14 protein-coding genes are annotated in these 12,027 nt (G+C 61.0%); 6 read left to right on the forward strand and 8 right to left on the reverse strand.

The window, feature by feature from the left end; all coding sequences use genetic code 11:
* Positions 1-81: 81 nt before the first annotated feature.
* Both rlmN and RLEG4DRAFT_RS31560 read right to left on the reverse strand, forming a co-directional pair.
* On the reverse strand, positions 82-1,308 hold the full coding sequence (gene rlmN / locus RLEG4DRAFT_RS31555; protein ID WP_037094947.1) for a 23S rRNA (adenine(2503)-C(2))-methyltransferase RlmN: 1,227 nt from the start codon (positions 1,306-1,308) through the stop codon (positions 82-84).
* A 248-nt stretch (positions 1,309-1,556) separates the two neighbouring features.
* Positions 1,557-2,066 carry an invasion associated locus B family protein gene (locus RLEG4DRAFT_RS31560; protein WP_003582887.1) on the reverse strand — a complete coding sequence of 170 codons (510 nt, stop codon included), beginning with the start codon at positions 2,064-2,066 and terminating at the stop codon, positions 1,557-1,559.
* Positions 2,067-2,401: 335 nt separating this feature from the next.
* On the opposite strand from RLEG4DRAFT_RS31560, the gene RLEG4DRAFT_RS31565 reads away from it, so the two are divergent.
* Positions 2,402-2,962: a sigma-70 family RNA polymerase sigma factor gene (locus RLEG4DRAFT_RS31565; RefSeq protein WP_003582889.1), complete on the forward strand. Its 561-nt coding sequence runs from the start codon at positions 2,402-2,404 to the stop codon at positions 2,960-2,962.
* On the opposite strand, the gene RLEG4DRAFT_RS31570 is transcribed toward RLEG4DRAFT_RS31565, so the two are convergent.
* Positions 2,959-3,351 (reverse strand): YkvA family protein, encoded by a 393-nt coding sequence (locus tag RLEG4DRAFT_RS31570; RefSeq protein ID WP_003582891.1) that lies wholly within the window; start codon positions 3,349-3,351, stop codon positions 2,959-2,961. The genes RLEG4DRAFT_RS31565 and RLEG4DRAFT_RS31570 overlap by 4 nt on opposite strands.
* Before the next feature lie 66 nt (positions 3,352-3,417).
* Positions 3,418-3,723 carry a 4a-hydroxytetrahydrobiopterin dehydratase gene (locus tag RLEG4DRAFT_RS31575; protein WP_003582894.1) on the reverse strand — a complete coding sequence of 102 codons (306 nt, stop codon included), beginning with the start codon at positions 3,721-3,723 and terminating at the stop codon, positions 3,418-3,420.
* Between the two features lie 35 nt (positions 3,724-3,758).
* On the opposite strand from RLEG4DRAFT_RS31575, the gene RLEG4DRAFT_RS39485 reads away from it, so the two are divergent.
* Positions 3,759-4,259, forward strand: a complete 501-nt coding sequence (locus RLEG4DRAFT_RS39485; RefSeq protein WP_003582896.1) for a low molecular weight protein-tyrosine-phosphatase — start codon at positions 3,759-3,761, stop codon at positions 4,257-4,259.
* Here RLEG4DRAFT_RS39485 and thpR read toward each other — a convergent pair.
* Both thpR and RLEG4DRAFT_RS31590 read right to left on the reverse strand, forming a co-directional pair.
* Entirely contained in the window at positions 4,166-4,759 is a 594-nt protein-coding gene (gene thpR, locus RLEG4DRAFT_RS31585) for an RNA 2',3'-cyclic phosphodiesterase (protein WP_003582897.1), read from the reverse strand. The two genes, RLEG4DRAFT_RS39485 and thpR, sit on opposite strands and share 94 nt — an antisense overlap.
* A gap of 68 nt (positions 4,760-4,827) precedes the next feature.
* Positions 4,828-5,472 carry an arylesterase gene (locus tag RLEG4DRAFT_RS31590; RefSeq protein WP_003582899.1) on the reverse strand — a complete coding sequence of 215 codons (645 nt, stop codon included), beginning with the start codon at positions 5,470-5,472 and terminating at the stop codon, positions 4,828-4,830.
* 72 nt (positions 5,473-5,544) lie between these two features.
* Here RLEG4DRAFT_RS31590 and RLEG4DRAFT_RS31595 point away from each other — a divergent pair, with 72 nt between their 5' ends.
* From RLEG4DRAFT_RS31595 to RLEG4DRAFT_RS31610, 4 genes are all read left to right on the forward strand, one after another.
* Complete coding sequence (locus RLEG4DRAFT_RS31595) at positions 5,545-6,252, forward strand: ABC transporter ATP-binding protein (RefSeq protein ID WP_003582901.1); 708 nt, start codon at positions 5,545-5,547, stop codon at positions 6,250-6,252.
* The gene (locus RLEG4DRAFT_RS31600) at positions 6,249-8,792 is read left to right on the forward strand and encodes an ABC transporter permease (protein ID WP_003582903.1); all 2,544 of its coding nucleotides are present in this window, start codon (positions 6,249-6,251) and stop codon (positions 8,790-8,792) included. Before RLEG4DRAFT_RS31595 ends, RLEG4DRAFT_RS31600 begins: the two co-directional genes overlap by 4 nt.
* Positions 8,793-8,972: 180 nt before the next feature.
* Positions 8,973-9,701: a Bax inhibitor-1/YccA family protein gene (locus RLEG4DRAFT_RS31605; protein WP_003582906.1), complete on the forward strand. Its 729-nt coding sequence runs from the start codon at positions 8,973-8,975 to the stop codon at positions 9,699-9,701.
* Positions 9,702-9,809: 108 nt separating this feature from the next.
* Positions 9,810-10,367: a GNAT family N-acetyltransferase gene (locus RLEG4DRAFT_RS31610; RefSeq protein WP_037094426.1), complete on the forward strand. Its 558-nt coding sequence runs from the start codon at positions 9,810-9,812 to the stop codon at positions 10,365-10,367.
* Positions 10,368-10,477: 110 nt separating this feature from the next.
* On the opposite strand, the gene RLEG4DRAFT_RS31615 is transcribed toward RLEG4DRAFT_RS31610, so the two are convergent.
* Positions 10,478-10,879: a DUF2794 domain-containing protein gene (locus tag RLEG4DRAFT_RS31615; protein ID WP_003582910.1), complete on the reverse strand. Its 402-nt coding sequence runs from the start codon at positions 10,877-10,879 to the stop codon at positions 10,478-10,480.
* A gap of 283 nt (positions 10,880-11,162) precedes the next feature.
* The gene (locus tag RLEG4DRAFT_RS31620; RefSeq protein WP_003582913.1) at positions 11,163-11,903 is read right to left on the reverse strand and encodes a DUF1223 domain-containing protein; all 741 of its coding nucleotides are present in this window, start codon (positions 11,901-11,903) and stop codon (positions 11,163-11,165) included.
* Positions 11,904-12,027 lie beyond the last annotated feature (124 nt).

Consider the following 12,027-nt stretch of genomic DNA (forward strand, 5'->3'; position numbering starts at 1 on the left):
GAATGATTTTGGCGGCACTATTAGGAAAAGCGCATGCTTAAATCAATGCAGGAGAATTGTAGCGAGGATCAAACTTGCTGATCAGTCGTCGGCGCCGTGATTGGCGATCATCATCGCCTCGAAGGCCAGGCGCTCGGTCTTGCGCATGCGTTCGGACTCCGATTTCAGCTGGCCGCAGGCCGCAAGAATGTCGCGGCCGCGCGGCGTGCGGATCGGCGAGGCGTAACCGGCCGAGTTGATGAAATCGGCGAACTTCTCGATCTGCTCCCAGTCGGAACACTGGTAATTGGTGCCGGGCCAGGGATTGAACGGAATGAGATTGATCTTCGCCGGCACGCCATTCAAGAGCTTGATCAGCCCCTTGGCGTCTTCCAGGCTGTCATTGACATCCTTCAGCATCACATATTCGAAGGTGATGCGCCGCGCATTGGAAAGGCCGGGATAGGCCTTGCATGCCTCGATCAGCTCCTTCAGCGGATACTTCTTATTGATCGGCACCAGAATGTCGCGCAGGTCATCGCGTACCGCATGCAGCGAGATCGCCAGCATGACGCCGATCTCCTCGCCGGTGCGGAAAATCTCCGGCACGACGCCGGAGGTGGAAAGCGTCACGCGCCTCCTCGACAACGACAGGCCGTCGCCATCCGTGGCGATCAGCAATGCCTGCTTGACGGCGTCGAAATTATAGAGCGGCTCACCCATGCCCATCATCACGATATTGCTGACCTTGCGGCCCTCGGCAGGCATGATCGTGCCCTGCGGCGCTTCGCGATCCGGGAAGTCGCCAAGCCGGTCGCGGGCAAGCAGCAACTGTGAGAGGATCTCTTCGGCCGTCAGGTTACGCACCAGACGCTGCGTCCCGGTGTGACAGAAGGAACAGGTAAGAGTACAGCCGACCTGGCTGGAAATACACAGCGTGCCGCGGCCCTCTTCCGGAATGTACACGGCTTCGATCTCGACCGGGCGGCCTGCGCCGCGCGGGGGAAAACGCAGCAGCCATTTGCGGGTTCCGTCGTTCGAAACCTGCTCCTCGACGATCTCCGGACGCGCGATGGTGAAATGCTGCTTCAGCATCTCCCGCATGTCCTTGGCGACATTGGTCATATGGTCGAAGTCGGAGACGCCGCGCACATAGATCCAGTTCCACAGCTGCGCGACGCGCATCTTGATCTGCTTCTCGGCCACACCCTTTTCCCGCAGTGCCGCCGCCATTTCCTGGCGCGACAGCCCGATCAGGGACGGCTTTTCGAGGCTGGCTGGCGTGCGCGCCTGTGGCTTGGTGACAGTGATCGCATCCATGACGGACATTGGTATCATCCCGAATTCGAACATGTACCGCCCTAAGGGCCCGCGGACTTCAGGGGGTAAGCCGGAAGACTTGCGAGCGCATGGCGGCACATGGGCAGAAATTGAATGGCGGAGCGGCGACTGATATCGCGAGCTGCCTGCTGTTGGCGCGGGCTTTAGCATCATTTTGGCCGCGCGTCACTAGAGATAGAAATGGTGAGGGCCGGCGCAAGGCCGGCCCTCTGAAACTCTGCGGTTGGAAAGACCGCTTACTTGCAGCTTTCGATCTGCTTCAGCGCCGCCGAGATGCCCGAGAGCGAATAGCTGTAGGAGGTGCCGGTACCCTTGCGCGAAACGGCATTGACCGTCATCGAATGACCCGTCTTCATCGCCGCGACCAGGGCCGGCTCCTGCGCCGCATTCTCGACCCAGCCGGCCTTGTCCTTGGTGAACATCACGAAGGTCTTGTTGTCGATGACGACGTTGATCTTCGAATTTTCCTTCACCGTGTAGCCCATCATCGCCTGCGGTTCGTAGGAGATGTTCTGGCCCGGACGCTGCGAGACGATGAAGAAGTTGTCGCCGTGGTCGACGCTGGCCGGCTGCTTTGCCGTCGGAACGGACAGCACATAGCAGACGGTGCTGCTGCCCGCCTTGTAGGAGTAGGCGCCCCATGCCTGGAACTGCTGGATGCGGTTCGGCGCGGCCTGCTGCGCTGCCGCAACTCCGGCCATGACAAGGGTGAGTGCGAGAGCGGATACGATACTTTTTACAAACATGGATTCCTGCCGGTTCTTGCGATCAAGGCCCGAAGCGATCATAGCGGGCGCCGCATAATCACGATCTGCTTTATTTTGACTTAATTCAGGTTACCAAATGGTCAACAATAGCTGCGATTTGTATCTGCCTGTGTCATTTCAGCTCGAGTGTCAATTTTCGACCCTTTGACGGTATCGGCCGCGACACCGTGACCCGATGGCACTGGCCGTCCGTTCGGCTGAATTTAAGACACAAAGATTCAGGCAAGAGTTTGACCTTTCCCAATTCCGTTGTACCTCATTAACACTTGGAAATACGGTACGAAATTATTGCCGCAGGGGGCTCGTGAGGAGACATGGATGCCGAGGAAAGACAGCGTTTCGCTGCCCTCGCGAAGGCCGTCGCCAGAGATCGCGACCAGCAGGCCTTTTCCGTCCTGTTCGACTATTTCGCACCCCGGCTGAAGGCGTGGCTGATGCGCCAGAAAATGACATCGGCCGAGGCCGAGGAACTGGTACAGGAGATCATGATCGTGCTCTGGCACAAGGCGGATCTCTATGATGCCACCCGATCCTCGCTCTCGACCTGGCTTTTCCGCATTGCCCGCAACCGCCGCATCGACCTGCAGCGCCGCACCAACACCCGCATCTTCGACGAGACCGATCCGGCCCTGCAGCCGCCGGCCGAGATCGGCGCGGAGGAAATCATCGCCAATGACGATCGCGACGCCAAGATCCGCGCCGCCGTCGGCCAACTGCCGGAGGAGCAGCGCGACATGCTGCGTGCCGCCTTCTTCCTCGGGCAATCGCATTCGGAAATCGCCGAAGCGACCGGGCTGCCGCTCGGTACGGTGAAATCGCGTATCCGGCTTGCCTTCGGCAAGCTCCGCAAGGTGCTGGAGCGAGAAATCGCCTAGATGGTTTTCATCGTTTCTTCACTCCGGTCGGCCAGAACACGGTCGGCTGCCTCGTAATGGCCGGGCCGGATATGGCCGCGCACCATGGCGAAGGCGGCCGAGAGCACGGCGATGTCGTCGGAAAAGCCGATGACGGCGAAAACATCGGGAATCATGTCGATCGGCATGACGAAATAGGCGAGTGCCGCAAGCAGCACGCCGCGCACCTTTGTCGGCGTCTGCGGATCGAGCGCGCAGTAGAAACCGGCGACCACATCGCGGGAGAAGGGAATTTGCCGAACTGCCCGCCGGAATGTCGGCCAGAATTTCTGCCTTACGGTCTTCTCCCGTCGACTCTGGGTGTCCTCGTCGCCCGGCAACAGGATTTCCCCGAATTTGACCTCATCCATCCCTGCATCCCTTTCGTCCAAGCGAACATATGGTGATGGCGGCCGGGCTTTCAATCGGCCTCGCTTTCAAACGATACGTCGCGCCGCAGCCTTCTCCATGGCTTTGGCCAGCTTGAAATCCAACTCCGTCAGTCCCCCCGCATCATGCGTGTTCAGCGTCACATCTACCCTTGAATAGACGTTGAACCATTCGGGATGATGGTTGAGCTTCTCGGCCGTGATCGCTGCCTCCGTCATGAAGCCGAACGCCTCGATGAAATTTGAAAACTTGAATGTCTTCGATATCGAAGAGGCCGCATCATTGAGCACCCAGCCGGCAAGCCCGACCAGTTGCGCCTCGACCGCCGCCCGTTCCAGTTTTTCCATTTTCATGCGATCGTCCTCTCATCTGTCCAACAGGCCTACCGATGAAACGCATCAGCATCCTCTTCGTTTGCATGGGCAATATATGCCGTTCTCCGCTCGCCGAGGGAATTTTTCGTTACCTCGTTGCCGAGGCGGACCTGGCCGGCCAGTTCACCATCGATTCCGCCGGCACCGGCGGCTGGCATGAAGGCAAGCCGCCCGACCGGCGTTCGATTGCCACCGCCGAAAGCCACGGCATCGATATTTCAGGGCAGCGTGCCCGCCGAATCCGCTCCAGCGATTTCAAGGATTTCGATCTGATCGTGGCAATGGACCGCGACAACTTGGCGGCGCTCGAAAAGATCGCGCCGCCTGAGACGACTCTTCGCCTGTTCGGCGATCTCGCGCTGGGAACGGGAGAGAATATTCCCGATCCCTATTATGGCGGCCCGGCAGGTTTCGAGCTGGTTTACACCAGGCTCTTGACCGGCTGCAGCAGCCTGCTCGAAGCGCTGGGCGCCGAGCGCGCCTCGTGGAGAGGGAACACTTCCTCGGTGAGGTAAGGCCCGCCGCCGACCGATTCGCGCGACGACAGCAGCACGAAGCGCGGCGCTGTGAAGGTTGACGTGTGGAAATTGCCGCGTCCGGCCAGATATTGCACGACATCGTCGAGCCGCGACGATTTGAGCCGTGCCAGCGTCACATGCGGCGTAAATTTGCGCGGATCCGGCGGCAGGCCGATGCGCTGGCAGATGCGCTCGATCTCGCCCTGCAGGGCGTACATCTCCGGCGATTGCGAGACGCCGGCCCAGACCGAATGCGGCTTCTTCGAGCCGAAGGAACCGATGCCTTCGAGCCGGAACTGGAATTCCGGCCGGTCGATCCGGTCGAGGCGTTCTACGATTTCATCGGCCGTGCGGCCGTCGACATCACCGATAAAGCGCAGGGTGATGTGGTAATTCTCCACATCGATCCATCGTGCTCCGGGGAGGCCACCGCGCAGCAATGAAAGGCTCATCGCCGCATTGCGCGGAATTTCGAGGGCGGTAAACAGTCTCGGCATAACGAGCACTCCCCGAATCTTTTGCAGGTGCTTACACGGAATCATGCAATCAATGACTGCGCAAGCCCCTATTTCTTCACAGTAGAAATCGTTCCGACGAAATTTGTGACATCGGCTTCCATCTTTCCGACCATGACGTTGATGCCTTGCGTATTGGGATGCATCCCGTCCTCAAGTTTCAGCCCCGCATCCAGCGCCACGCCGTCGAGGAAGAAGGCATAAAGCGGAACCCCATGTTTTTCCGAAAGCTTCCGGTAGATCGGATTGAAGCGTGCGGCATAATCCGCGCCCATATTGGGCGGCGCCATCATGCCGACGAGCAGCACGGCGATGCCACGCTCTTTCAGCCGGGCAATCATCTGGTCGAGGTTCTTCTCGCTTTCCGCAGGCGGAATGCCGCGTAGCGCATCGTTGGCGCCGAGCTCCAGAATGACGCCGTCGGTGCCGTCGGGCACCGACCAGTCGATCCGCGCAAGGCCCGCCGTCGTCGTGTCGCCGGAGACCCCGGCATTGGCGATCGTGACGTCGAGCCCCTTCGCTTTCAGCGCTGCCTGCAGCTTTTCCGGAAAGCCGTCGCCGGGCGGCAGCTGATAGCCCGCCATCAAACTGTCCCCAAAACCGACGAGATTGATCGTCCGGGCATTCGCTCCAGCGGCGAACAACAGTGAGACGGCAATGACGGTGAATTGAAGCGCGGCAACTTTAAATCTCATTCTGGCTTCCCTAGATTGGCGAAGTGCCGTTATGCGGCCATTCGATTATGGATTTATATAGGGCGATTTCTGTTGGCTAAAACCATCATCGAGTTGAAGGGTGCCGATCTGACGCTTGGCAGTGCGGCCGCTTCCGTGCATGTGCTGAAGGGCATCGATCTCGATATCGCGTCAGGCGAATCCGTCGGCATCGTCGGTCCGTCGGGTTCCGGCAAGTCGACCCTGCTGATGGTGCTCGCCGGGCTGGAGAAGCTCGACAGCGGCGAGATCAACATCAACGACACGCCGCTCCACGCGCTGAGCGAGGATCAGGTGGCGGATTTCCGCGGCCGCAACATCGGCATTGTCTTCCAGTCCTTCCACCTGATTGCCAATATGACGGCGCTGGAAAACGTCGCCGTGCCGCTCGAACTCGCCAATGTCGGCAACGCCTTCGAGATCGCCCATCGCGAGCTGAAATCGGTCGGACTCGGTGAACGGCTGAACCACTATCCCGGCCAGCTTTCCGGCGGCGAACAGCAGCGCGTGGCGATCGCCAGGGCGCTTGCCCCGTCGCCGGCCCTGCTGATCGCCGATGAACCCACAGGCAATCTCGACACCGAGACCGGCCGCCAGATCGCCGACCTCTTGTTTTCCAAGCAGGCCGAACGCGGCATGACCCTGCTTCTCGTCACCCACGACGTCTCGCTGGCAAACCGCTGCTCGCGCCAGATCCGCGTCCGTTCCGGCAGGATCGAAGGCGACAGCGCCACCCGCCACAGCGAGGCAGCGATCGCATGAGGATCATCACGCCGCGCGTCTCGCTCGCTTTTCGCCTGGCGCTCCGCGAGCTGCGCGGCGGCATCCGCGGCTTCTACATTTTCCTCGCCTGCATCGCGCTCGGCACCGGTGCGATTGCCGCCGTCAATTCCGTTTCGCAGTCGATCACCGATACGATCGCCTCGCAGGGGCAGGAGCTGCTGGCCGGCGACGTCCGCTTCGAACTCAACAACCGCGAAGCGACGCCTGAGGAAATGGGCTTCCTCGAAAGTCTTGGCAGCGTTTCGGTGTCGACGGGCCTGCGCTCGATGGCCCGCAAGCCTGACGGTTCCGATCAGGCGCTGGTCGAGGTCAAGGCCGTCGACGACGCCTACCCGCTCTACGGCAAGTTCTTGGCCGAGCCGGATTATCCGCTCGCAGCCCTGCTATCGGGCCAAGGCGGCACCTATGGCGCGGTTGCAGCCCCGCTGCTTCTCGATCGGCTCGGTCTTGCGGTCGGCGACGAATTGCTGCTCGGCAATGTCAAGCTCAGCATCACCGGCACTGTGAAAACCGAGCCGGATGCGCTGTCGGAAGGTTTCGGCTTTGCGCCGCGTCTGCTCGTCAGCCGCCGGGCGCTCGAAGCCTCCGGGCTGATCCAGACCGGAAGTCTGGTCGAACATGCCTATAAGATCCGGCTGGAAGATAAGGGTGCGACGTCGGGCATCCAGGCGCGCGCCGCCAAGGAATTCCCCTCCGCCGGCTGGGCAGTCCGCACCAGCGACCGGGCCGCACCCTCGCTCACCGAAAACATCACGCGTTTCTCGCAGTTCCTGACACTGGTCGGCCTCACCGCCCTGATCGTCGGCGGCGTCGGCGTCGCCAATGCCGTGCGCGCCTTCCTCGATTCCAAGCGCACCACCATCGCCACCTTCAAATGTCTCGGGGCGCCGGCGCAGGTCGTCGTTCTGATCTATCTTTTCCAGATCGCCATGATCGCGCTTGGCGGCATCCTGATCGGTCTTATTATCGGCGCCCTGTCGCCGATCTTCGCCGCGCAGTTCCTGGCGCAATTCCTGCCGGTTTCCACATCGCCGACGCTTTATCCCGGCGCCCTGCTGCTGGCGACGCTGTTCGGCATCCTGACGACGCTCGCCTTCGCCATCCTGCCGCTCGGCCATGCCCGCGAGGTGCCGGCGACGGCGCTCTTCCGCGAGCAGGGCTTCGAGGCCCGCCACCTTCCCTCCTGGCCCTATATTCTGCTGGCGACCCTCTTCATGGCGGCCCTTGCCGGCCTTGCCGTCCTCACCGCCTATGACCGCTTCATCGCTGTCGTCTTCGTCGGTGCGATCGTTTTCGCCTTCGTCGTGCTGCGCCTCGTCGCAGCTGCGATCGCCTGGCTTGCGCGCCGCAGTCCGCGGGTGAACTCGCCGGCATTGCGGCTTGCGATCGGCAACATCCACCGTCCCGGCGCCCTGACGCCCTCGGTCGTGCTCTCGCTCGGCCTCGGCCTGGCATTGCTGGTGACGCTGACCCTGATCGACGGCAATCTGCGCCAGCAACTGACGGGCCGCATGAACGAGGGCGCACCGAACTTCTTCTTCGTCGATATCCAGAGCGCCGAGGTCGATGCTTTCCGTGATCTCGTCAAGGCGCAGGCGCCGAAGGGCAAGCTGATGGAAGTGCCGATGCTGCGCGGCCGGATCGTTGCCTTCAACGGCGAGGACGTCAGCAAGATGAACGTGCCGGCCGCCGGCCGCTGGGTGCTGAACGGCGATCGCGGCATCACCTACGCCGACACCCTGCCTGAGAATGCCGCTCTCACCGAGGGCGGTTGGTGGGACAAGGATTACAGCGGCGAACCGCTCGTCTCCTTCTCCTCGGAAGAAGCGCATGAACTCGGCCTGAAGATCGGCGACAAGGTCACCGTCAACGTGCTCGGCCGCAATATCACCGCGAAGATCGCCAATCTGCGCCGCGTCCAATGGGAATCGCTGTCGATCAATTTCGTCATGGTCTTCTCGCCGAACACCTTCCGCGGCGCCCCGCATGCGTGGCTGGCGACGCTGACCGATCCCTCCTCGACGCCGGCCGAAGATGCGGCGATCCTGAAATCCGTCACCAACACCTATCCGACGATCACCAGCGTCCGCGTCAAGGACGCGATCGACATCGTCAACCAGCTGGTTGCGCAGCTTGCGACCGCAATCCGCGCCGCCGCCTCCGTCGCCCTCATCGCCTCGATCCTCGTCCTTGCCGGGGCGCTTGCCGCCGGAAACCGGGCGCGCACCCATGATGCAGTGGTGCTGAAGACGCTCGGCGCCACCCGCGCCATGCTGATTCGCGCCTTCAGCTACGAATATCTGATCCTTGGGCTGGCGACCGCCATTTTCGCGCTGATCGCCGGCAGCGTTGCCGCTTGGTTCATCGTCGCCCGCATCATGCGACTGCCCTCGACCTTCCTGCCCGATGTCGCAGGACTGACGCTATTGACCGCGCTCGTCCTCACCGTCGGCATCGGCCTCATCGGCACCTGGCGCATCCTCGGGCAGAATGCCGCGCCCGTCCTGCGCGAGCTTTGACCGGAGAACGGCGCTCAAACCCTTCACCTTACGGCGATTTAACCGGCCCGGCCTTTGCAAGCCTCTTGTTTGCAAAGGGCGAAAGCCTCATATTGTCTGCAGGCATGCTGGAGCTCCGCAGCGGCGCCCGGGTCGAAAACCCCGACACCGTATCTCCATCGGAGCTTGTAAGAGGAAACTATGGCTGACCTTCGTAACTATCAAAGCCGCGCTCAGACCGGCGAGATGATTGATCAAGGCCTGCGCGCTTATATGGTCAAGGTTTACAACCTGATGGCGCTGGGTCTGGCGATCACCGGTGTGGCCGCCTATCTCGGATTCAACTTCGCTGTTCAGGACGGCCAGCTCACCCAGTTCGGCGTGCTCCTGTTCCAGTCGCCCTTGCGCTGGGTCGTCATCCTTGCGCCGCTTGCGGCCGTGTTCTTCCTGAGCTTCCGCATCAATAGCATGAGCGTGGCCGCCGCACAGACGACCTTCTGGGTCTATGCCGCACTGGTCGGCCTGTCGCTCTCGTCGATCTTCCTGGTCTACACCGGCCAGAGCGTCGTCCAGACCTTCTTCGTCACCGCCGCCTCCTTCGGCGCGCTGTCGCTTTACGGCTACACCACGAAGCGTGACCTGTCGGCGATGGGCTCGTTCCTGATCATGGGTCTTTTCGGCCTGATCATCGCTTCGATCGTCAACATCTTCCTGGCTTCGTCGGCCATGCAGTTTGCGATCTCGGTGATCGGCGTTCTGATCTTTGCCGGCCTCACCGCCTACGACACGCAGCGGATCAAGGAATTGTACCTGGAAGCCGATGACGTTGCCGTGGCCGGTCGCAAGGCGATCATGGGTGCGCTGACGCTCTATCTCGACTTCATCAACCTCTTCATGTTCCTGCTGCAGTTCATGGGCAACCGCAAATAAGCAGGCAGACTGAGATCGAAAAGGCGGCTTCGGCCGCCTTTTTTGTTGCGCTGATTTTCCTGGGATGGTTTTAGGAGAGCCTTGCCCTCCTATGGACCCGCCGCCGAAATGTCCTTTCTTCTGCGCGATGGCTCTGAAGCCGATATTCCCGCCATTACCGGTATCTACCGGGAATCCGTCCTGAACGGCACGTCGAGCTACGAGATCACGCCGCCATCCGAGGCCGAGATGGCGCAGCGTTTTTTGGCGATCGTCGGCCAGCAATATCCCTATATCGCCGCAACCGGTGCGGATGGAGGCCTGCTCGGCTATGCCTATGCCTCGGCCTTTCGCGTCCGCCCGGCCTATCGGTGGATGGTCGAAGATTCGATCTATCTGGCGCCCGAAGCCCGCGGCCGCGGCATCGGCAAAGCGCTGATGACCGAGCTCATCGACCGCTGCACAGGTCTTGGCTTTCGTCAGATGATCGCCGTCATCGGCGGCGCCAGCCCCGCCTCGATCGCACTTCATCTCAAGGCGGGCTTCGTGGAGGTCGGTCTGATGAGGGGCGCCGGCTACAAACATGGCCGCTGGCTGGATACGATGCTCATGCAGCGCACCCTCGGCGAGGGCATGACGACCGATCCGGATCCCTCCGCCTACCCCGGCACGCTGTTTAGCGCATAACCCCGAAAAATCAGAATCGATTTTCGGAAAGGATTATGCGTAAATTCAAAGTGTTAGAGCGCCTTCAGCGAGTCTTGTTAGACGCGCGACGCTCTAACGGCTGATAGGGCCTACTTGTCGACCAGCTTCAGCGCCTTGTCGAACACCTTCAGCACCTGGTTCAACTCGTGACCGCGCTTCAGGATGGTGCCGTGGACGTTGATCACCGAATAGGCGCCCTGTTTGGCGGCGAGTTTGGGATTTTTCTCGATGCGGAAGAGCGGCATTTCACCGGAGCGTTTGAAGACGGAGAAGACCGCCCTGTCCTTCAGGTGATCGATGGCGTAGTCGCGCCATTCGCCATCACCGACCATACGGCCGTAGATCCAAAGGATCGCATCCAGTTCGCGCCGATGAAAGGTCACCGGAAGCGGGTCCTTGCTCTGCTTGTATTCCCTGAGATCGACGACGACTGAAGAACTATTGTCGACGGAACGGCTTTCGCCGTGTCGTAAATCCGGCTGATCTGTCATTCAGTCTCCAAGGCCTCTGCATGTGACAGGTGGGTGACAGTGTGCCCGAGCCGCCGCAAATTGCAAGAGCACCGACCGTTACATTCGGCCGCGCCTGACAGCGCTGTCGCTTTCTCGGCAGCGCCGCATTTCAGTCAAAACAGCGCCTCATTTGCAGGAGAATTATCAATCCCGGTTTGGCGCCAGCGCGCCAAAGGGCCCGGCGGAGCGTATCGACCTTAACCCCAGCCCCGAATACGCTCAGCCGGGCCGCCCGGTACTTCATCCGCAAGCGGATGAAATCTCAGATATTTTTTCCAGCCATCACCACTGTCGCGCCAAGGATCGCAGCCGGATCGCCGTTATCGGTCGCCGATTGCAGCAGGATCGCGCAGCCCTCGAGCTGCGGCCGCTGCAGGACGCTGGCCGGCAGTGTCAGACTGGTCGCCTTGCCGTCCCACATGCCGACCGTTTCGACATTGGTGACGCTGTGCAGATAGGACAGCTTCTTTCCGCTGTTCTCGCCTTTTTCGACCTCGATCGTCTTTTCCTTGTCGAAATAGACCATCACCACATTGGCTTTGCCCTGTCCCGCGCCGATCTTGATCTCCAACTCGTCGCCGCGCATCGACGCGCTGATCGGAACGGTCAGCCCGTTGCCTTCACCGCTATAGGTGTCGATCTTGCTGTTGATGCCGCTGAGATCGGCGCCGGCCAGATGGCCGCGCCCGTTAACGATCGCCTGCGGCGTATACACGTTGCTGCGGCCCATCGTCCTGGCATAGCCATACTGCCGCTCGGTGTTTTCCTTGGAGCTCAGCGTATCGGCCCAGCCGAGATAGTTCCAGTAATCGACATGATAGGCGAGCGCGATGACATCGCCCTGGCTCACCAGTTTGCGGAAAGCGGCGTCAGCGGGAGGACAGGAGGAGCAGCCCTGCGCCGTGAAGAGTTCGACGACACCTTTCGGCGTGCCGTCTTCGGCATGCAACGAGCTTGCGAGAGCAACACCGGCGATCAGCGGAATCAAGAAACGGGGGGACATTCACCTGCACCTCTTTTTCAGCGCCGGCGGTGTTTGAACCGAAGGCTCTGACATATGAACGTACGAATAATCCTTCCGGGTCCAAACGAAAAATCACGAAGGGGTGAGACGCAGCGCGACCGGA

Source organism: Rhizobium leguminosarum bv. trifolii WSM2297, from assembly GCF_000271845.1.